The 19,481-nt window shown below is 63.3% G+C and carries 15 protein-coding genes and 3 pseudogenes; 9 read left to right on the top strand and 9 right to left on the bottom strand.

Going from position 1 to position 19,481, the window contains the following annotated elements:
- The first annotated feature begins 667 nt into the window (after positions 1-667).
- The gene (locus PQI07_RS27460; protein ID WP_179240068.1) at positions 668-3,433 is read left to right on the top strand and encodes a sensor domain-containing protein; all 2,766 of its coding nucleotides are present in this window, start codon (positions 668-670) and stop codon (positions 3,431-3,433) included.
- A 363-nt stretch (positions 3,434-3,796) separates the two neighbouring features.
- Here the strand turns inward: PQI07_RS27460 and PQI07_RS27455 are convergent, their stop codons facing one another.
- Together PQI07_RS27455 and PQI07_RS27450 are read right to left on the bottom strand one after the other, a co-directional pair.
- Positions 3,797-4,114, bottom strand: coding sequence for a hypothetical protein (locus tag PQI07_RS27455; protein WP_139239583.1), 318 nt, complete (start codon positions 4,112-4,114; stop codon positions 3,797-3,799).
- A gap of 208 nt (positions 4,115-4,322) precedes the next feature.
- Positions 4,323-4,484: a hypothetical protein gene (locus PQI07_RS27450; RefSeq protein ID WP_158713310.1), complete on the bottom strand. Its 162-nt coding sequence runs from the start codon at positions 4,482-4,484 to the stop codon at positions 4,323-4,325.
- A 443-nt stretch (positions 4,485-4,927) separates the two neighbouring features.
- Here PQI07_RS27450 and PQI07_RS27445 point away from each other — a divergent pair, with 443 nt between their 5' ends.
- Together PQI07_RS27445 and PQI07_RS27440 are read left to right on the top strand one after the other, a co-directional pair.
- Positions 4,928-5,200, top strand: a complete 273-nt coding sequence (locus PQI07_RS27445; RefSeq protein WP_139239584.1) for a hypothetical protein — start codon at positions 4,928-4,930, stop codon at positions 5,198-5,200.
- A 1,378-nt stretch (positions 5,201-6,578) separates the two neighbouring features.
- On the top strand, positions 6,579-7,037 hold the full coding sequence (locus tag PQI07_RS27440) for a Ros/MucR family transcriptional regulator (protein WP_230366880.1): 459 nt from the start codon (positions 6,579-6,581) through the stop codon (positions 7,035-7,037).
- Positions 7,038-7,481: 444 nt separating this feature from the next.
- Here the strand turns inward: PQI07_RS27440 and PQI07_RS27435 are convergent.
- Positions 7,482-7,828, bottom strand: a pseudogene (locus PQI07_RS27435) (IS3 family transposase); the annotation flags it as partial.
- Positions 7,829-8,011: 183 nt separating this feature from the next.
- On the opposite strand from PQI07_RS27435, the gene PQI07_RS27430 reads away from it, so the two are divergent.
- Positions 8,012-8,305, top strand: coding sequence for a hypothetical protein (locus PQI07_RS27430; protein WP_043387824.1), 294 nt, complete (start codon positions 8,012-8,014; stop codon positions 8,303-8,305).
- A gap of 327 nt (positions 8,306-8,632) precedes the next feature.
- On the opposite strand, the gene PQI07_RS27425 is transcribed toward PQI07_RS27430, so the two are convergent.
- Positions 8,633-9,565, bottom strand: a complete 933-nt coding sequence (locus tag PQI07_RS27425; RefSeq protein ID WP_230366881.1) for a helix-turn-helix transcriptional regulator — start codon at positions 9,563-9,565, stop codon at positions 8,633-8,635.
- A gap of 6 nt (positions 9,566-9,571) precedes the next feature.
- Between PQI07_RS27425 and PQI07_RS27420 the strand changes: the two genes are divergently transcribed.
- On the top strand, positions 9,572-10,117 hold the full coding sequence (locus PQI07_RS27420) for a carboxymuconolactone decarboxylase family protein (protein WP_043387826.1): 546 nt from the start codon (positions 9,572-9,574) through the stop codon (positions 10,115-10,117).
- Between the two features lie 465 nt (positions 10,118-10,582).
- Positions 10,583-10,723 carry a cupin domain-containing protein gene (locus tag PQI07_RS27410; protein ID WP_158713311.1) on the top strand — a complete coding sequence of 47 codons (141 nt, stop codon included), beginning with the start codon at positions 10,583-10,585 and terminating at the stop codon, positions 10,721-10,723.
- 759 nt (positions 10,724-11,482) lie between these two features.
- Here the strand turns inward: PQI07_RS27410 and PQI07_RS27405 are convergent.
- A complete protein-coding gene (locus PQI07_RS27405) occupies positions 11,483-12,553 on the bottom strand; it encodes an IS630 family transposase (protein ID WP_170867530.1) in 1,071 nt (356 codons plus the stop codon).
- Between the two features lie 68 nt (positions 12,554-12,621).
- On the opposite strand from PQI07_RS27405, the pseudogene PQI07_RS27400 reads away from it, so the two are divergent.
- Positions 12,622-12,941 (top strand): annotated as a pseudogene (locus tag PQI07_RS27400) (hypothetical protein); the annotation flags it as partial.
- Between the two features lie 87 nt (positions 12,942-13,028).
- Here the strand turns inward: PQI07_RS27400 and PQI07_RS27395 are convergent.
- From PQI07_RS27395 to PQI07_RS27385, 3 genes are all read right to left on the bottom strand, one after another.
- Positions 13,029-13,355, bottom strand: a complete 327-nt coding sequence (locus PQI07_RS27395; protein WP_043388257.1) for a DUF6634 family protein — start codon at positions 13,353-13,355, stop codon at positions 13,029-13,031.
- A gap of 139 nt (positions 13,356-13,494) precedes the next feature.
- Entirely contained in the window at positions 13,495-13,701 is a 207-nt protein-coding gene (locus PQI07_RS27390; protein ID WP_043388259.1) for a hypothetical protein, read from the bottom strand.
- Positions 13,701-15,851, bottom strand: coding sequence for an AAA family ATPase (locus tag PQI07_RS27385; RefSeq protein ID WP_051976328.1), 2,151 nt, complete (start codon positions 15,849-15,851; stop codon positions 13,701-13,703). The genes PQI07_RS27390 and PQI07_RS27385 overlap by 1 nt, the downstream gene beginning before the upstream one ends.
- An 859-nt stretch (positions 15,852-16,710) precedes the next feature.
- Between PQI07_RS27385 and PQI07_RS27380 the strand changes: the two genes are divergently transcribed.
- Positions 16,711-17,040 (top strand): helix-turn-helix domain-containing protein, encoded by a 330-nt coding sequence (locus tag PQI07_RS27380; RefSeq protein WP_139239616.1) that lies wholly within the window; start codon positions 16,711-16,713, stop codon positions 17,038-17,040.
- A 911-nt stretch (positions 17,041-17,951) separates the two neighbouring features.
- Here the strand turns inward: PQI07_RS27380 and PQI07_RS27375 are convergent.
- Positions 17,952-18,161, bottom strand: coding sequence for a hypothetical protein (locus tag PQI07_RS27375; protein WP_043388260.1), 210 nt, complete (start codon positions 18,159-18,161; stop codon positions 17,952-17,954).
- A 501-nt stretch (positions 18,162-18,662) separates the two neighbouring features.
- On the opposite strand from PQI07_RS27375, the pseudogene PQI07_RS27370 reads away from it, so the two are divergent.
- A pseudogene (locus PQI07_RS27370) lies at positions 18,663-19,438 on the top strand (helix-turn-helix domain-containing protein); the annotation flags it as partial.
- Positions 19,439-19,481 lie beyond the last annotated feature (43 nt).

Below are 19,481 nucleotides of genomic sequence, written 5' to 3'. Positions count from 1 at the left end.
GACACACGCCCGGCTTCTTACCTGCGGTGGCTTGTTCACGCCGGCGTGAAGTCATAGCAGATCGACACGTTCCTTCCCGAGACCGGAACGCACTCAGGGCGCTCCTCTCAAAGGAGAGCGCCCGTTTTTGCCTCGCCGTATCGAGACCTCCGCGCGAGCGGCGAACCGTACGGTCCTCGCCGCTCACTGTTCCCGAAGCTGGTCGGCACGCTGGCAAGCATCGACACTTTCTCCAGTTTGCCAACTAGTCGCGAGATTGAGGACTGGATCATAGCCCGGAGACGGCCCCCAACAGCGCGCTGGCTCAAAACCGGTTGACGGCATGCCACTCACTCGCAAATTTCTGACGGCTCCTTCTATTGCATATCTCATCCTCTCATTGCTTCAGCGCTGGCAGGTAAATCGGTCTTATACCCGAACCGGCCTCGGCAGGTGTGTCGGAATTGAGTAAGTATTGATCTCTTCCGATCGCCATTGAAGCGCCGCATCTCACGGCGGCTTCCCGATTTTAATCCAATCTCAACCGCCGCGTTGCATTGGTGATCTTATCTGTCTGTGCGATCTCCCCGGCGACATGTCGATCCAGGCTCAACATCGCCCATCCGACGCGTCGGGCAGCGCAGCTCACATCCTAAGCGAGCGTTGGTCTGCTGCTCGAAAGCCGGGTATGGCGCTGCCTCGCTACGAGGACGTTGCCCTTGGCACGCTCGGACGGTTCGCCGATAGCACCGCCATCGTGCGTCTCGATGGCGATGAACTCTCCATCGTGCGCATCGCACCACACGTCGCAGTTTGGCTGCATGGGGCGGCCGATGGTCAGTCCCCGCGGGAGCGCAGCGACTGCACACGGGTCCTGCGCCAAGTCGTGCACCGGGCCCTGCAAACCGGCCGGCCCGCGCAGGAGGCGGCCAGCCGCGTCGAGAACGGCGTCGTCGAAGTACATCAGATCCTGGTGTTGCCCCTGGAAACGCACTGGGGCTTTCCCGTCGCGCTCGTCCATGTCGGCGAACCCGAGAGCCGATCCAGCCTCGTCGAACAGGTCTATCACTCGACTACCGAGGGGATCCTCGCGTTGATCCCCGTGCGTGATGTCGATGGTGCCCTGCAGGATCTCCAGATCGTCGCTTTGAATGCCGGCGCTGCCACGTTGATGCGCCAGCCGGCCAGCGCCCTGTTGTGGCAGCACCTCTCAGCGATCCGGCTCGGAAGCCGGGCGGAGGATATCGTCACCCGCCTGCACGCTGTCGTCGAGACTGGCGGCCGTATCGATTTCGAGCTGGATTATGTCGTCGATCAGAGGGAGTTGTTCCTCAAAGTCGCGGCCTCAACCTTGGGCGACCTGCTCGTGATCACGCTGGTCGACATCACGGAGTTGCGCACCCGCGAGGCGTCATTCCGGATGATGTTCGAGGCCAATCCGTTGCCGATGTGGGTCTGTGACGCTGCCTCGTTGCGGTTCCTCGACGTCAACGCCGCCGCGGTCGAGCATTACGGCTACAGCCGCGAGCGCTTCCTCACGATGACGGCTCTCGACATCCGGCCCGAGGCGGACCACGCCGCGGTCCAGGCGGTCCTGACGAACCGCGTGAGCCCCTACGACGGCGAGCAGATCTGGCGTCATATCAAGGCGGATGGATCCTCGATCGAGATCCTGCCGTACATACGTTCGCTGATCCTCAGGGGGCAGCCGGCCGTGCTGGTGGCTTCCATCGACGTCACCCAGCGCCGACTCGCCGAAGCGGAGCTGCGAAAAACGCGCAGTTTTCTCGACACAGTCGTCGAGAACATTCCCGCGATGGTGTACGTGCAAGACGCAGTCGCACACCGTCTCCTCCTGCTGAATCGGTCCGGAGAGGAACTGCTCGGCGTGCCGCGGACGGAGCTGATCGGCGAAACCGCCCATGAGCTGTTTCTGGCTGCCGAGAAAGGGCCTGCCGCTTCTCGCGAAGAGCGCGTTCTCCTAACGTCTGATGGCGGCGCTCTCGTCGAAGAGCGCGAGATCAACACACCCGCCAACGGAAAACGCCTCCTCCACATCAAGCAGCTGTCCGTCGCGGATGAGGCGGGACGGCCGCAATACCTGCTCGGGATCGCCGAGGACGTCACTGAGCGGCGCGCCGTCGAAGCGCGGATCGCCCACATGGCGCACCACGACCCGCTGACCGACCTGCCGAACCGAGCCTATTTCCGCGAGCGCCTGTGCGCCGTCCTGGAGCGACAGCAGCGCCGTCCGGACCAGTCCGCGGTGCTTTGCCTTGATCTCAACGGCTTCAAGGGGATCAACGATACGCTCGGGCACGCGGCCGGCGACGCGGTGCTGCGGGTGGTCGCCGAGCGCCTCAGGGCCTGCGTGCGCGCGGAGGACATGGTCGCCCGCCTGGGCGGCGACGAGTTCGCGATCCTGCAGGAGAGCGCGTCATCGCCCGAGGCGGCGGGCCACCTCGCGGCGCGCCTCGTCGAGCACCTGGCCCGACCGTTCACCGTCCTCGGGCAGGAGGTGGTGATCGGCGCCAGTCTGGGCATCGCCGTTCTGCCGGGCGACGGAACCACCCCCGATCTCCTGCTCAACAACGCCGATCTCGCGCTGTACCAGGCCAAGGCGGAGCGACGCGGCACGTTCCGGTTCTTCGAGGCGGGGATGAACGCGCGGGTCCAGGCGCGCCGTGCGTTGGAGCGCGCGCTGCGGGAAGCGCTGAACACGGGTGCCTTGGAGCTGTACTACCAGCCGCTCATGAACCTGCGAGAGAACCGCATCATCGCCTGCGAGGCGCTGCTGCGCTGGCGTCATCCCGAACGCGGCTTCATCTCGCCGGCCGAGTTCATCCCGATCGCCGAGGAGACGGGTCTGATCGCACCGATCGGCGAGTGGGTCCTGCGCGAAGCGTGCCGGGAAGCGTCCACCTGGCCGGGCGAGATCAAGGTCGCGGTCAACCTCTCGCCGCTGCAGTTCCGGCAGCCGGGCCTCGTCCCCGCCGTCGTGTCGGCGCTGGCGAATGCGGGGCTCGATCCGAAGCGCTTGGAGCTGGAGATCACCGAGTCGGTGCTGCTCGTCGACAGCGACGCCAACCTGGCGGTCCTTCACCGTTTGCGCGACCTCGGTGTGCGCATCGCCATGGATGATTTCGGCACCGGGTACTCGTCGTTGAGCTACCTGCGGGCGTTCCCATTCGACAAGATCAAGATCGACCAGTCCTTCGTGCGCGAGCTCGGCGCTAACCGTCACTGCGCGGCGATCGTGCGGGCGGTAGCCGGTCTCGGCGCCGCTCTCGGGATCACAACGGTGGCCGAAGGTGTCGAGACCGCCGAGCAGCGCGATCATCTCCAGCAGGAAGGCTGCGACGAGATGCAAGGCTACCTGTTCAGCCGCCCGCTGCCGGTCGCCGATCTCGCGCGATTGCTCGCCCAGCCTGAGGAAACCGCGCAGGCGGCTTGACGCACTCTGATGCGCGGCAACAGCTGTGCAGTCGGGGTGTGGACGGGACGACTGTCTGGTCCCGCCAACAAGGACTTAGCGCGACCGTGCCGCTCGAGTGCCGCTCGTTTTCTTTTCTGATCAGCCATGGTCTTGCTTTGAGCCCCACGGCGGCTTCAACGCCGACCGCTAAGCGCGCGGCATTCGGTCTACGGTAGCTTTCGTCGTCGAACATCCTGCGCGTGTCGAACGCTTCACCATCACGAGCAGAGGCCCTCGCGGAGCTGCGGGATGTAACGGTCCGCCGCTCTCCGCAGAAGGGCAGAGCTGGTGAAGAGTGGTTGACCCCGATCAAGCGGGTTATTTAGCTCCAGCCTGGTATATTCAACTGAGGCGCTCGACTGTCGCATCGCGAGAGCCTGCCCTCTTGCCGTCGACGTGTGGCGTGTCTCCCGACGCAATGCGTCGCTTGGTCAAGCAGGCGCCAATCTCCTGCGCAGCTTCAGCATAAAGTTTGGCGCGCTGTCCTAACATATTCCGCGTACTGATAGTCCGATTGCTGCTCATCTTCGCGCGCGCCTTATCAGATTTGGATTGCAGCTTGTTGATCAGCTTCTCGTATGCTCCTTCAATCTTGGTGGAAATCTCATCGGCTTCCCGAGCCAAGCGATCTAATTTCTGCGCCATGAGGTTCGCCTCCATCTTCCATACTGGAATCCGATCACCCTCTACGCGCGGCGGCCTTGATGCAGGTCAACGCATCCAGTGCGTCGAACGTTGAATTGCTCAGCGACCGCAGACCGGAATCAGCGACATCATCACGGCCGCGCCGAATGAGCACGCCTCGGAGCGCACCTTCGCGAAGCGGTCCGGAGCCTGACAACGAAGGGTCTCGATCATGGCCATGAACTCACATCCCGCTCACGAGCATCACATGCTTGCGGCGACGCACCATGCCGCGGCGGCTCATCATCACCACGAAGCCGCTCATCACCATGCTCACGGCAACGCGGAAGAGGCGAAGCGCCACTCCACCAGCGCGCACGAGCATGCCGAACACGCGCATCGCCATACGGCCAACGCGCACAAGCATTCCAGCAAATGATTAGAGAGGCAGGACGCGACTTTCGAACGGCGCCCTGCCCAAGGCCGCGCGGACAGATCGTCGGTCGCCCCCGATGCGATCAGCGGCCCGGCTCTATACTGCCCTGAACCGGGCCGCTTACGAACTTTTTCGCAACAAGGGATCGTAGGATCTACTCGGTATGAGCCTCAACCTGCTGCGGGGTGTGATCGTCGCCCGTTGGCTTTGGGCGGTACGATCCTATTGGTGAGACGTTGCGACAAGAAGCTGGCGGTCGGATATCTTGCCCTTAGCCGCGGCGCGATGGCACGAAATGCTGGCTGCGACGGCAGCAACAACGCATGCACGCAGATGCTGGGTGGTGAACATAGGATCTCCTTGAGCGTCACCTCAGCACTCGGTGTCGAACAGCCGCCGCAGAATGGCCGAGCATGAGCAACGTCGTCTCCTTTCCAAACGACCGAAGCCGCAGCGGTTATGGCAGACAAGCGATCGTCGTGACCGTTACCGATCACGACAGGTCGATGCTCACGACCATTGCGATCTTCGCGCCGTCCAAACCGGTGTGCTTACTCGTACCGATCGAGCCCGTGCGGCGGATGCGCGCCATCGCCGCGCTACGCTACGCGCTTACCAGGCTCGAAACGCCCAAAACCGACCCTGAACTCGATCCTGAGCTCGGATCCGACGGGACACTGCTCTGACGCAGCGGCGACTGGACGAAATAACTCTGACCTGACGACAGCGCGTGTCAACCATCCACTTTGAACCGAAGATGCTTTGTCATCCGCTAGTTCTTCATGAGCTTCGGCTGCGGCCGTCAAATGCTCGTGCGTACGACCCCGCGATTCGACGAAGTGTGGTTCACACGGGTTCGGCTGCCTCGCGGCCCCGGCCCCCGTTCGGCCCAAACCTCATTTGGTACGGCGGAACGGCCACCAAGAACGGGGCTGATTGATCGCTTGGCACTGGCTAGCCGAGGTTTTGGCCGGCGGCCGCCGCAGGTTCTAAGCGCGGGATGCGACCACGCGAGGGCCGCCGCTGCCGTCCGTGACGCGGCGCACCGGGAAGTAGGCGGCCTTTCTCGACGCGTTCGGCTATGTCCGGGCGGTCGCGCTTGCGGCGAGCAGCGAAGTCGCCGGCTGAAGTGCCGCCGCAGTTCCGGGCTCTAACCGTAATATTATTACAGCTAGTGGCGCGCCGGCCCAACGTAGCCGTTGATTCAGATCAAAACGCAACTGAGCGCGGGGTGCATCTTGCCTTTCCTAAGCAGGGAGCAGGCTCATGCTGCTTACGAGGTGCCCAGCATGCCGACAACGGCTCCGATCCTCTGCGAGGATATGTGAGAAGTGCGGCGTCCTGACGGGCGTCACGCGCCGCAGTAGCCACGATCCGCCCATTCACGACTGGGTCGGCGTCGGCGTTATAATCCTCATCGCGGGCATATACTTGATCGCACTTCACGCCGTGGTCTATGAGGCGGCGCGCCCGCGACAGCTGCTGCCAGCGCTTACCGCCGAGTGATTACCCTTCTGATCGACGCTCCGGTCAGAAAGAAAACCCGGTCGATCGGGGGAGATCGCCGGGCGGAGTTCCAAGGTTCACATGCTGAGACGGTTCCCAGCGCGGTTGAGCTAGCCTCGATCGCGCGCGATGGCAATCGACTGTCTGCTTACAGCGTGACACTTCCGACAGGATCGTCTCGTGCGGGGGAAAGGTCGTTTCACGGCGGCGCCACATGAAATAGCTACGCTACAACGGTGAGGATTGCGAGTGCGATTGGCGCCGCCAGAACGATGCTCGTATTCCAGCGTGGTCATGTTCGCACGGCAACGATGAGCGAACATTCATCGATTTCAGTGACATCCCTCAATATTCTTAACGCAGTGACATCATAGATGGCAGCGCAACGCCCTGAGGTTGCGCAGAGGAGCTACCTCTTAGCCGAATGCTGACCGAAGTTGCAGATCATTATGCCGGTGAGATGGCAGGTCGATTGCGTGCAACTGAATGTATAGACTTGCTTTTGCGCCTTTCCTATTCCATCCCGCAAAAATCGAGGGGTACACAGGAACGAACGCCGTGAGCGAAGAAGCACAGCAAGCTGGTCTCAACCTCACCGGTCTGGCCGCCGACATCGTCTCAGCCTATGTCTCGAACAACCCTGTGCCGCCTACCGAGCTGCCGGCTCTGATTGCACAGGTGCATTCGGCAGTCGCCAACCTGGGTACAGCCACCGCAGTAGGAGCTGCAGCTTCAGACGCTGAGGTCGCGAAGCCGACGCCCGCCCAGATCCGCAAGTCGATCCGGGATGATGGGATCGTGAGCTTCATCGACGGCAAGGTCTACAAGACGCTCAAGCGCCACCTCACCGCTCATGGGTTTGATCCCCGCGCTTATCGCGAGCGTTACGGCCTCCCGGCCGATTATCCGATGGTCGCGCCGAGCTACGCCGCACAGCGTTCAGTTCTCGCGAGGGCTAGCGGGCTCGGGTCGCATGGTGGACTTGTCAATCAGCGCAAGGCACGGAAGAGCGCCTGATCGGCAGTCAAGCGTGGCGCGCGAGATTGTTCGCGCCTTATTGGCCCTGGAAGGGCAGCACTTGCGCAATCATGCTGGCGACTTCAGGGCATACCGGTCGGCCGAAGGTATCAGCACAGCTTAGCCGAATGATGCGAGCGCCAGAAGTCTCAATCGGAGCACTCTCGATCGGATTTTTAGTTCGACGCTTGGCAGCTCCGATCCAGCGCACCACCCAGTGTTCTCGCCCGCGGCGTAAGGCCGGCGGTTGCTCGCATTTGGACCCGCGCCGGGTCGAGTGGCAGCCATCGCGCTTGATTAGAGACATGGGCGAAGCTCTCCCATGGAGTCTCGGATGCTATCCGTAGCTTCACTGTAAGCTGTGCTGTCTTCTTCGATAGGCCTTGATCTATATCAACCCCTGCGCGGGCTGTGAGCCGGGGCTGGCCGAGGTCGTAGCTAGGTGCGGCGATCGTCGATGAAGGCGATCATGGCCGGAACCGGCAGTCGAGCTCCGCCTGGGTAAAATACGCGCCTGCCTTCCTCAGGATCTCATTGGCTTGCTGCAGTTCGCGCTTCTCTCGCTCGAGCGCCTTAATCCGCTCGCGCTCGTCCGTCGTCGGCCTGCCCCGTACGCCCCGGTCACGTTCGTCCTGTCTCACCCAGTTGAGCAGTGTCTAACCCGAGCAGCCAATCTTGGCGGCGGTCGAGCGGATCGCGCCGTACGGCGAGGCGTGCTCGCCCTGGTGCCCCAGTACCATCCGCACCGCATGCTCGCGGACGTCGGAGGAAAATGGTGGAGTATGCTTCATAATGGCTCCGGTCTCTCAAGAGTGGGAGCTTCCGAAAATCCCGGCGCGGTTCACGATGATGCAATCGGCGGTCGGCCTACCGTGAGCGCTGTGCCGCTCTGGTGCGCGGACGCACCCGCGGAGGGTAACCGGGAGCGAGGCCTGTGCGAGTTCCGAGCAATCGCGAATGCAAGGAGGTCTCCCATGACCAAGCCTACCGCCGCTATCGCCGCTACGCTCCTCCTCACCCTCGGCCTGCAGGGCAACGCCGTGGCCCGTGGGCGCCTCGCCATATCCGCGCCATCGGAGCCGGCCGTGCAGACCGGGGTGATACCGCCTCCCGCCGCCGGCCCGCTGTTCCGGCAGATCATCCGTTCGGGTGTCACGAAGCCGGCCGGTGCCGCCCTCGATGCACGCCTTGGCACCAAGCCCTCCCTCGACGCCGAGAGCCGCAGGCTCAATCACCTGATCCGCACGGCCGTCTGCACCGGCTGCTGAACCACCTACAGCCTCGCTGGAGGTCAACGATGATCCGCGCGCTCCCCGTTCCCGCCTATGCAGGTCCCTCGCTCATCCCCATCGGGCCCGCGGTTCCTCCCTTTGAGTGGGTGCTCCCTGCGGCGGCGTTCGTGCTGCTCTGCGTGTGGAACCGATCAAGCGCAGCCTCGATGACGCGGCAACTCAGCCCGGACGTGCTCCCGATCTGATCATATGGGCCGGGCTTGCGCGCCGACAGGCTCACCGAGGCGTTCGTGAGCGACCTGTTAATTCGGTCAGATGCGGGGCTGTCGAAGGGGCAACAGGCTCCGATGTTCGCGCCAGCGTTCACGCATCGTCTGAGTGTTCGCCCTTCGACCTGAAGGCACGCGGGCTCTCGCCCGTCACCCGTGCGAACACGCGGCTGAACGCGGCGGCGCTATCGTAGCCAGCCTCGGCGGCGACGCGCTTGACCGGCCGCCCCTTGGCGAGGCTGCCTCGCGCGATCATCATGCGCCAGCGCGTGAGGTACTCGATCGGTGTCTGACCGACGACCTCCTTGAACGCCGCGGCGAAGCGCGTGCGCGACATGCCGACGACCTCGGCGAGGTCGTCCAGCGTCCACGCCTTGCGCGGCCGATCATGAATCGCGGTCAAGGCGCGCGAGAGGCGGGGGTCGGCCAGCCCCGCGAGCACGCCGCCCTGGATCAGGCCCCGGGTCATCACGTCGCGCACGACGACGATCAGCAGGTAGGCGAACAAGCTGTCGAGCGCGGCTTGGCGACCATCTCCCTCGCCGAACGCCTCAGCAATCAGGAGCGCGCAGGTCGGCACCAGCACCGGGTGGCGGCTCAGCGGCATGACGATCAATTCGGGGAGGCCATGCGCGATGGGATTGCCGAACCTGCCGCCGAGGTCGACAGTGGCGCAGGCCAGATCCGCCCCGCGTTCGGCATCAGCCACGAACCGGTGCGGGCGCCCACGGGGTAGGAAGAGGAGCGTCGGCTCGTCGATGACGAGATCGTCCTGCCCCGCCAGCACAAGCCGCAGCGCACCGGCCTGCATCAAATGAAGGTGGCCTGCATCGCCAAAATCCTCGGTCTGGCAGAGGTTGCCCGTGAAGAAGGTCCGCGCCGTGGGGGCGGCGTGAGCGAACAGCGCCGCGAAATGGTCCATCTCGACCTCGCCAATGGGACGATCGGCAATGATCCTGACACCTTCGATGCTGCGTAGTCGCTCATAGAGCTGTGGTGCAACCCGCACGGACGTAGTGAAGGACATCTTCCAATGCCCCGCATCACCCCCATCGACCCCGCCCATGCCGATCCCGCCGTCCAGTCGACGCTCTCGGCTGTAAAGGGCAAGATCGGCATGGTGCCGAACCTCTTCACGATATTCGCGCGGTCGCCCGCCGCGCTGAACGGCTACCTGGCCTTCTCCGACGCGTTGACCCACGGTGCCCTGACCGCCAAGCAGCGCGAAATCATCGCGCTGACTGTCGGGCAGGCAAACGGCTGTCATTACTGCCTCTCGGCCCACACCTTGATGGGCAAGGGCGCGGGCCTGACGCCCGAGGACATCCTGGCCGCGCGCCACGGAAAGGCGCAGGACCCGGTCGACAACGCGGTCGCTGCTCTCGCCCGTCGCGTAGTCGAGGCGCGCGGCCAAGTCAGCGATGCCGATCTCGCGAGCGCCCGCTCGGCCGGCCTCGACGACGCCCGCATCGTCGAGGTGATCGCCGGCGTCGCGCTGAACGTGCTCACCAACTTCACCAACAACGTGGCTCAGACCGACATCGACTTCCCGAAAATCGAAGTCGCGCTCTCGGCCTAACGCCCACCGAAGGGGCGCGATGCGCAAGGATCGCGCCCCTTCGGTAAGGCCGCGCCAAGCACGGCGAATTGCGCCAGCAAGCCGGCGCCGATCCCCGACAGCGCGGCCGGTCCGACCATCAGCGCGACACCCAGGCTTCTGCGAGCGGCAGGCCTTCGACGCCGTCCACCTGTGGACATTCCAGGGCCCTCACGCCGCCCGTCACCTATACGAGTCGCACGGCTTCCGGCTTGTAGAGGAGCGGCCCGGACGGCAATGGGAGGCCGAGGTGCTGGAGCAACGTTTCGCGCGGCCGATCACGCGGGCGGATTGATCCTCGGACACAACGGCGCTCGATGGGCGGCGCCGTGTTCGCTTGGTTGCACGGGCTGCGTAGAGGGATGGGCGGAAAGGGGGCGTGCCAGGTCCGTGAAGGGCTGTCGGATTGTCTTACCCTGATCTCCGGGTTTGGGATCGAGGAACAACATGGCCGAGGAGATCAGTATCGGGCCGCTGACGGTGCAGTTCCTATGCTCCAAGTACGCGATGAACGGTCGCCTCGATTTGTTCGAGATGACCGCTCCGCCACACGGCCACATGCCCGTCGCTCACTATCGCCGCGCCTGAGACGGAACCGTCTACAGCCTGACCGTCACCGTCAATGCCGCGAGGCGAGCCGCATGCGCTCCGTCCGAGCTAGACCCTGTTCATGCTACGCAGCACCGCGCACAGTTTTGAAAACCGCAACGGCGCGGTGGCGACCTGCCTGTCGACCCTGATGCCGGGCGTGCTTGGGCAGGGATATTTCCGGGCGCTAGCCGCGCTGGTCGCCGAGGGGCCGCTTACGGGACGTTGTAATGGCCGACTGAATGGCCGGGTTGGGCGCAATCCCGAATGTCTGGTTTCGGGCGTTAGGCCAATACCGGCTGATGGCGCATGTAGTAAGCAATTCCGGCTCCACACAATCGCATGACGTCGTGGCCATCTGTTCGGGCCGAGACCGCGCTCAGGGGGGGCTCGGCGAGCCGTCCCAAGCGAAGACGCCGCCGGTGTCGCTGAGCACAGGTCATCCAGCACGCGCAGGAGATGCGCTGCGCTCTCCTCGGGTGACAGAGGCCGATGGCCGTCGACTCCGGCCGGAAGGGCCGCGACAAGCCGGACGTGACCATGCCTGGATGCATGCCGACTACAATCGCCTTCGGTCGGCTGCTTGCGACCTTGATCGCGAGCGTTCGCAGGATCTGAATCAGCGCCGACTTCGAGGTCCGGTAGGGGTACCAGCCGCCCTGTCGGTTGTCGCCGATCGATCCGACCCGCGCCGACAGGGGCGCGAAAACGCATCGCTCCCGCCGCGCCAGCAAGGGCACGAATGTCTAGTGCACTGACTCAGACGGATGGTTCAGGGGATCGGCCGACGGCTTCGAGGATATCGGTGGCGGGCTTTGTCCAGACGAAGGGTCTGGCGCGCTGGTTGTGCTCGGCGATGTAGCGTTTGATCGCCGCCTGCAGATCGACGACGCCGGTGAAGGAGCCTCGCCGCAGCCGACGACGGGTCAGCGCTGAGAAGAAGCCCTCGACCGCGTTGAGCCACGAGGCCGAAGTCGGGGTGAAGTGGAACGTCCAGCGCGGGTGCCGGGCGAGCCAGGCGCGCACCTTCGGATGTTTGTGGGTAGCGACGTTGTCGAGGATCGCGTGGATCGCCTTGCCGGACGGGACAGCAGATTCGACGGCGTTGAGGAACCGGATGAACTCACCGTTCCGGTGGCGCTGCATGCAGCGGCCGAGCACGGTGCCCGCCAGGACGTCGAGGGCCGCAAAGAGCGTCGTGGTGCCGTGACGGGTATAGTCGTGGGTCTGGGCGGCAGGATGGCCGGGGGCAGGCGGACGGTCGGGGCGCGTCCGCTCCAGCGCCTGGATCTGGCTCTTCTCGTCGATGGACAGCACCACCGCGTGGGCGGGTGGGGCCATGTAGAGGCCGACGACATCTTCGACCTTGGCGGCGAAAGCGGGGTCGCGCGAGCGCTTGAACGTGCGCAGCCGATGCGGCTGGAGGCGGTGAGCCTCCCAGATCCGCTGCACGGCACGCAACGAGATCCCGACCGCGCGGGCCACGGCCCGGCCGGTCCAGTGGGTGACCTCGCCCGGCGGCTCCGAGCAGGTCAGCGCCAGTACCTCGGCCACCGTCTCGGTTGAATGGGGCGGCGTGCCGGGCGGGCGCGTCTTGTCGCGCAGCAGACCTTCGACGCCAGCCTCGGCGTAGCGCCGCTGCCAGCGCCACACGGCCGGGCGGCTGACGCCCGCCCGCCGGGCGACGTCCTGGACACAAAAGCGCTCGGCCGAGAGCAGGACGATGCGGGCACGCTGGGTATGTTTGAGCGGGCGGGAGCGGTCGCTGGCGATCGCAACCAGTCGTGCCGCATCGCTCGCATCGAGAAGCACACAGACCGTCTGAGCCATGGCCCAGACTCGCACGTCTCATCGGACGCGTGAATCCTCTGTCCGCGTCACTGCACTAGCGACGGACACGGCTGGATCAGGTTGACACGATCTGGCTAAGCCATCTCCACGCCGACTATGCCGGCGGTCTCCTGACGCCGAGCCGCCGCGCACGTTTCGCCAACGCCGAACTCGTGCTTCAGGACGGGGCGACATCGTCCACTCGCGGCTGCTGCAGATGCCGCATCCGGACTGGACGGTGATCTGGGACACCGACCCGGCGCAGGCAATCGCGACGCGGCGGAAGATCCTCGACCGTGCGGCGACGGAGGGTTTGAGCGTTACCGGCATTCGCCTCGCCGCTCGCGATAGTATCGAGCGGGCGGACGCCGACCACGCGCTGCGTTAGAATCCCTTGGTCCTCGATTCGACGCGCTCGCTAAAGCCGAACCGGTATCCGCTCCGACGGAGAGCGCCTCGGGAATCCCGGAGGGGATTAGTCCCCATCGGACGATGGCGATTCCAGCCGATAGAACCTCGACAGGGTGCGGGCGTAGCCTCTTTCGGGATCGTAGGTCAGGAGCTCGCTCGTCCAGATCTCGCCGTCCCTGAGCAGCGGATGGCCGAGGACGATTCCGACGAGATGGGGGACGGGGTACGCGATCACCCGCCACTCCCACAGTCTCGGCGCATCGCGCAGTTCATCCTGACCCGGGTGCCGGCCGCGGGCGATGCGATCGAGGTCGTCGGCGATGGCACGGTACTTCCGCGCGATCTCCGCGAGATGGGGAAAGGGGCCGGGCCCTTGGTTCAGGACAGACATGGACATGCTCCGCCGCCCCGGCGCGCGATGTGGCCGGTTCGAGTGTGAGATTCGGGGTTGGCTTGTGGTGGATGACAGTCGGAGGCGTGGTCGGGCGGGGCGGGGGAACGAACGTCCTCGCCGCGACACGCCTCCGATCTTAGACTCGCAGGTCTTTCAAGGCGTCGCGGCTGGATTGGGTGTGACGCTTCAGAGCCTCGAACGCAGTGCGTCGTCTAAGGATCTCGGCCAAGCCTTCGATGACAGCCTCACGGTCGCCGTCGAGGATCGCGCAGAGGCCTTCGATGGCCTCGGCCAGCGGCTGCAGGTCGCCGATCTCGAATGCCTCAGGAGGAAGCGCGAACATCAGGCCGCCCCCATGTCGAGTGCCGGTACCGGCGTTCCGGCCGAGCTCGCAGGCGCCGAGTGATCCAGCATGATCCGGTCGATGTCTTGAGCGGAGAGGTAGCCGACCTCGGCAAGTTCCGAGGCGATCGCCCGCAGCGCCGTCGTTTGCGTTTCCAGGACAGCACGGGCCCGCGCGTAAGCCCTCCGCAGCCGATCGGAAGCGGTCTCGACGAGCCCGCCTACGAGGAAGATATGCCGTTCGGCCGGGTCGACGTAGTAGGGTCCGAGCTTGCCGAGCCCGAACTGCAGGTCGATGCCGTGGGCGAGCGCCGTTGACTGGGCGAGATCCGATCCCGGGCCGAAGCCGCTGCCGATCGAGACGCCACCGAGTTCGATCTCTTCGGCCACGCGTCCGGCGAGCATCGTCGCGAGGGTCGCCTCGAGCTGCGGCAGCGTCGAAGCACCGTCGACTGGGTACTCGAACTGGGCCTGGCCACCACCGTCGTGGAGCGACAGGTCTACGAGCGCTCCGCAGCCGAGCGACCGGCCGACGATCGCGTGACCCGCCTCGTGGATGGCGGAGCGTCGTCGCGCGTCTGGGGACATCGCGAGCCGCCCCTGACGGATCTCTGCCAGGATGTCGTCGAGGCCGATCTGGCGCCCGGCACGGCGCGCCGCCCCCCTGGCTCGACGCACGAACGCCTCAACATCGGCTCCGGTCTTGCCGCGCGCGGCGAGCGCGAGCGGCATCAAAGAATCTCCGGCCAGCGCCTCGGCGCCGAGATGATGCCGGAAGATCTTCAATAAGCTCGTGGTGTTCGGCCGCTCGATCGCGATCTCGCGATCGAGGCGCCCCGCCCGCTTCACGGCTGGATCGATGTTCTGCGGGTGGTTCGTGGCAGCGACGACGACCACGCCCGGGCGCTCTTCGACGCCGGCGAGCAATTCGAGGAACAGGTTCACCACCTGGGTCCAGTACTGGACGTGCTCGCCGCGGATCTGTGCGCGGTCGGAGATGCCGTCGAGCTCGTCGATGAACAGAATGCAAGGCGCCTGGGTCCGGGCTTGGGCGAACACTCTGCGGATCGCCTGCAGGGTACCGGAGAGGTAATCCGATGCGTTCCACTCCGCGACCGAGGTCGCCACCAGCGGAACCCGAGCGGACTTCGCCAGGGCGCGGGCGAAGCTGGTCTTGCCGACGCCCGGCGGGCCCGACAGCAGCAAACCCCGATTGTCGATCTCGGCCCAGGCGAGGCGACCGAGACGATAGGCTTGCAGGTCAGCAGCAACTGCCAGGCCCCAATCCTTGGCTGCACCATACCCGTCAAGTTCCTCGAGTGTCGGACCCGTTTGAAGGTAGTGGGCTTTGGCTGCGATTACCCGGGCGATTGCATCGATACAGGCATCGGGTGAGGCAGCACCCCGGAATGCGATCGGCAAATCGGCGATGTCGAGGGTGCGAACCAGCTCGGGATCAATCTGCCGTGCTGGGCTTTCCCCGGTGACCGCTTCGATGATGAGGTCGAGCGTGCTCTGATCCAAGCCGGGGAGCGCGATGCGATGCTCGGCAGCGCGCAGGAAATCGCGCGGCAGTTGGCGGATCGGATCGGGTGCGCATCCAACGATGGGAACCCGCGCATGGAGCGCCGAGGCCACCATGAGGTTGCCAGTATCGGGTCTGTGCTCCTTTTGCGAGCCGTCGCGGACGAGCAGGCCGGCCTGCGTCGGTTTCAGAGCGACCGCTCTGTTGCCGCTCAGATCCATCACCCGGACGCCGGGTCGGAAGGCGCATTTTTCAAGGACGTCCCGCACCGGTTCGACGAGATCCGGCATGTGCGTGGTGATGACAACGACCGGGGCTTCGCGCCGCAGACGACGAACGAGGCCGTCCTCGGCCTCGATGGCACGAGCGACCAGCACGGCCACCGCGGCGAGGTCTGCCGGGATGGGCACGTGCTCGGCCTTTTTCTCGCCCTCGGTCTGGGCGAGGATGAGTTCGACCGGATCGTCGCTACTGTCGTCACAATCGGGATCCGAGCTGAATTCGCGTTTGAACTTAGTGTTCTTGCGCTCTTCCTGTGCCAGGGTTCGAAGGAACGCACGGGCAAGCGCATCAGACGGCTTAGCGTCTGGATGCTGGTCGTTCAGCTTCGTTAAGGTCGGCAACATGACGAAATCTCCCGCGGCCGGGCAGCGGCGCCGGCCGTCAGCGTGATGGCTGGATTGGTTGCAGCGACGCGGCTGGCTCGATGGGATCGGAGCGCTCGGCGGGCGTCGGCATCAGGAGATCGCCTCAAACCAGGCGACGAACGTTTATAGAACAAAAAATGAACAAAAACAGCGCCGACCGGCACATATCCACAAGGGAGGCATCGCTTAAGGAGCGACAAATATGGTGTCGTTACGTCCCATTCGTACAAACGTCAGGCTCTTCGGGGACCTGAAAGAATGGCGTCGGAGACCAATACGGTGGCAACGCGTGGTGGGTGCGTGCCGAACTCAGAAGCACGTAGTCGCATGCTGCGGGCAGGTGACCTGCCACGAGCGCATCCCTCCGCGTTACGGAATGGCCCGGTCAGTGTGAGCGGTTTGTCGCGCACCTCAAGTAGTGGCGCCGGATTTCACCAAGCGCGCCATAGATTGGACCCGAGATTTCGGGCAGAGCAAGACCAATATTCCCAGCTGAGCAGCGACTTTGGCAATCTGTCTGAAACGGATAATTTTCCCTACACACCAAGAAGAGTTGTGACACGCGCCGAAATAGGCGGGTCAAGCTGTCTGGCATCTGCTGCACTTACGCTTCCATTTGGGCATCGCGCAAAACGTGTTCGCGGCATCGCTGGTAGGACCGATCGCACACCGGGCACCAGCGGCAGTTTGGAGGCCGTCTGGCTTGGAGGGAGTTCGAAATCAACTGCCAGCGCGATATAGTGGAAGGAACACTCATGCCTCGGTGGGCTCGCGGCAACGGCGCCGGTGCCGCACGGCTGATGCATCTGCTGCGGCTTGCCTCCTCGCGCGAGATCGAATGACAGGGGAAGAGTTTAAGGCTCGCCTACGTCTGCTGCGCCGGACCCAGACCGGTTTCGCGGCTGAGTTGGGCGTGGCGCTCCGTACGGTTCACTACTGGGCGCATCGTGGCCCCCCCTCGGAGGTCAGCTACCTTCTGGACATGTTGACCAGCTTGGAACTCCCATTTGGCCCTGACGCAGCTGCCTCTGATGGCTACATCTCTTCAGCATTATTTACGGACAAGGTCGTGAAGGTCATTAATCGACTAAGCAAGGAGTCGGAAAAATTAGGCCGCGGAACTGAATTCGAGCAGGCAATCACAATTTGGATCAAAGAAAACAGCTAAAGGAAGAACGCATTAAAAGGAATCCTATTAGCTGGCTAAATATTATATGAATGCACATCTTCATTAAAAGATTCACAATAAAAATCTGTTCGGTCCAAGTTTTGCTCGAGATACCCGCAATACCACCGAAAAGATATCATATTGCGCCTGCAAATATTGCCTCTATCATGCGGCAAGCCTCGTTGAGACGAATGGAAACGACTTCCCCGAGCGCGGTTTGGATTGCGCGGTTTGATAGAGGGATATTCCAAACGGCTGACGACTGCAGAGTACCGGATTGCGCTTCCAGCGATCTTGTCGCACACCCGATGCTGCATTCGAGGGTCAATGACATGTCATCAGCATATTTGTCAGACCGACCATACATTAAAACGACAAAAAATACCGGTCAGATGCCGGGATTTCGATCCTTCAAAACATCAGCGCCGATCTTATATCCTGCGCGGTGGCACCACGATCTCTTGATACAACTAACTCTTAATCCATACGTGACGGGAATAAGTCCTTGCAGCACCAAATGGCCTAACGGCGGCTTAAATCTCTTCATAGATTGCGGCGGAGAGATTTTTCAATTGACTGCCATGCGCGATGAAGATTTCAACCAGCTTCAATTCTTAGACAGTCATCTATTTGTGAAACGGTCCGTCGTTTTATCCGAACCGTCACTGTCTAACGCTAGAGCCATCTGGTCAACCAGGCGAACACCAATTTCGCCCAGTAACAGGCTGCGCGTTCTCGAGCGGCTGGCTGCACACCCCAGTGGATTGCCCATATCCCAACTAACGAATTGTATCCAGAATTCCTCAGCCGATCCGATCGATACTATCCTGGCGCTTGTATGCCTTGGGCTTTCGATTTTGGACTTGGGATTGATGCTATGCCCTGACACAATAATCCGTCTGAACAGCCTTTCAGATCGCGATGGCAACCGGCGGCCGCAAAATAGCTTCGAGCATATCGGCGGTCTTCTCGCCAAAGTTAAAGCGGACCAGGCGCCCGTGCTGGACGACGGCCGTTAAGGGAAAGCCCAGGCTGAAGTTCGGCGCCCGAGTGATTCGCGTCGCGCCAGAAAACTGCACCCGAAGTGCCGGTTCAAGCGTCCTCTGTACGAGGCGAATCACCCCCGAAACCGAACAATTTTATCGGCCGAAAAATCGGTCCCCTGTACCCGCGCACTCGACACTCACGCGACATCCTAACAGATGTCGAAGGAATGCTCACGGGTGCACTCAGCCCACTGACGAAACCACATCTGAAGGAATGAAACACGAAATTTGATGTTTTGATCCTTCGGTACAAAGGAATAATGTTCGACCAGCTCGAAAATCCGTTCCTTATGGTCGACTCGACATATTTATTTTTGTGAAACCGTTGACTTCGACACACTTATGTGGCAGCCGACCAAGATGACGATGGTCTGCCGAGTGCGCTATAGCTGCAGACGCAAGCAATAAGCTGTTGCGTTTCTCGTTCCTTTGTATGAACGATTAAGCGAATCGGATTGGGGCCAAGGTCGCGGTCTTTACCAAGACGTCGACTGTCCGCCGTCAGCACCCCTGAGACAGATTGAGGCTCTTCACGAACAGAGGATGGCTGGTTCATCGTAGCCCCCAGGAGCGAAGATGAAACAGACATCCGGGCCGGCGCGGAAGCCGGCAGAAGCCGTGATCAAGGACATCCGCCGGGCCACACGTCGGCAGTTCTCGTCCGAGGAGAAGATCCGCATCGTGCTGGAGGGCCTGCGCGGTGAGGACAGCATCGCCGAGCTGTGCCGGCGCGAGGGCATCGCGTCCTCAATGTACTACGGCTGGTCCAAGGAGTTTCTGGAAGCTGGCAAGAAGCGGCTGGCTGGCGACACAGCCCGAGCCGCGACCGCCGATGAGGTCAAGGAACTGCGCCGGGAGGCCGGGGCGCTGAAGGAGGTCGTGGCCGATCTCGTCCTGGAGAACCGCCTGCTCAAAAAAAGTATGACCGGGGCTGGGGGCGACGAGGCATGAGGTACCCGGCCTCTGAGAAGCTGGAGATCATCCGGCTGGTCGAGCAATCCCATCTGCCGGTGTGCGCCACCCTGGAGAAGCTCGGCATCACCCGGGCGACGTTCTACCGCTGGTACGACGCTTTTCAGCGCGGCGGCCCCGAGGCATTGGCGGATCGCCCGTCCCGACCCAGCCGGGTCTGGAACCGGTTGCCCGCCGAGGTTCGCGATCAGATCGTCGCCCTCGCGCTGGAGGCGCCGGAGCTCAGCCCCCGCGAGTTGGCGGTGCGCTTCACTGACGAGCGGCGCTACTTCGTCTCGGAGGCCACCGTCTACCGCCTGCTCAAGGCCCAGGACCTGATCACCAGCCCGGCCTACATCGTCGTCAAAGCCGCCGATGAGTTCCGCGACAAGACCACCGCGTGTTGATTTCCGTCGAGAAGTGACCCTGGATTTCCACTGAGAA

Origin of the sequence: Methylobacterium sp. 092160098-2, from assembly GCF_028920805.1 — a bacterium.
In the GTDB taxonomy this organism is placed as follows: domain Bacteria; phylum Pseudomonadota; class Alphaproteobacteria; order Rhizobiales; family Beijerinckiaceae; genus Methylobacterium; species Methylobacterium fujisawaense.
The sequence above is the reverse complement of the archived record's forward strand: the minus strand, read 5'-3'. Positions and strand labels throughout refer to the sequence as shown.

What these genes read in the sequence shown, in the direction of transcription:
- PQI07_RS27385 (WP_051976328.1), bottom strand. Translation starts at nt 15,851, where the DNA reads ATGTTGCCGACCTTAACGAAGCTGAACGACCAGCATCCAGACGCTAAG.
- PQI07_RS27460 (WP_179240068.1), top strand. Translation starts at nt 668, where the DNA reads ATGGCGCTGCCTCGCTACGAGGACGTTGCCCTTGGCACGCTCGGACGG.
- PQI07_RS27380 (WP_139239616.1), top strand. Translation starts at nt 16,711, where the DNA reads ATGACAGGGGAAGAGTTTAAGGCTCGCCTACGTCTGCTGCGCCGGACC.
- PQI07_RS27390 (WP_043388259.1), bottom strand. Translation starts at nt 13,701, where the DNA reads ATGTTCGCGCTTCCTCCTGAGGCATTCGAGATCGGCGACCTGCAGCCG.
- PQI07_RS27455 (WP_139239583.1), bottom strand. Translation starts at nt 4,114, where the DNA reads ATGGAGGCGAACCTCATGGCGCAGAAATTAGATCGCTTGGCTCGGGAA.
- PQI07_RS27395 (WP_043388257.1), bottom strand. Translation starts at nt 13,355, where the DNA reads ATGTCTGTCCTGAACCAAGGGCCCGGCCCCTTTCCCCATCTCGCGGAG.
- PQI07_RS27430 (WP_043387824.1), top strand. Translation starts at nt 8,012, where the DNA reads ATGACCAAGCCTACCGCCGCTATCGCCGCTACGCTCCTCCTCACCCTC.
- PQI07_RS27450 (WP_158713310.1), bottom strand. Translation starts at nt 4,484, where the DNA reads ATGGCGATGCGCGTGTTCGGCATGCTCGTGCGCGCTGGTGGAGTGGCG.
- PQI07_RS27425 (WP_230366881.1), bottom strand. Translation starts at nt 9,565, where the DNA reads ATGTCCTTCACTACGTCCGTGCGGGTTGCACCACAGCTCTATGAGCGA.
- PQI07_RS27420 (WP_043387826.1), top strand. Translation starts at nt 9,572, where the DNA reads ATGCCCCGCATCACCCCCATCGACCCCGCCCATGCCGATCCCGCCGTC.
- PQI07_RS27405 (WP_170867530.1), bottom strand. Translation starts at nt 12,553, where the DNA reads ATGGCTCAGACGGTCTGTGTGCTTCTCGATGCGAGCGATGCGGCACGA.
- PQI07_RS27445 (WP_139239584.1), top strand. Translation starts at nt 4,928, where the DNA reads ATGAGCAACGTCGTCTCCTTTCCAAACGACCGAAGCCGCAGCGGTTAT.
- PQI07_RS27410 (WP_158713311.1), top strand. Translation starts at nt 10,583, where the DNA reads ATGGCCGAGGAGATCAGTATCGGGCCGCTGACGGTGCAGTTCCTATGC.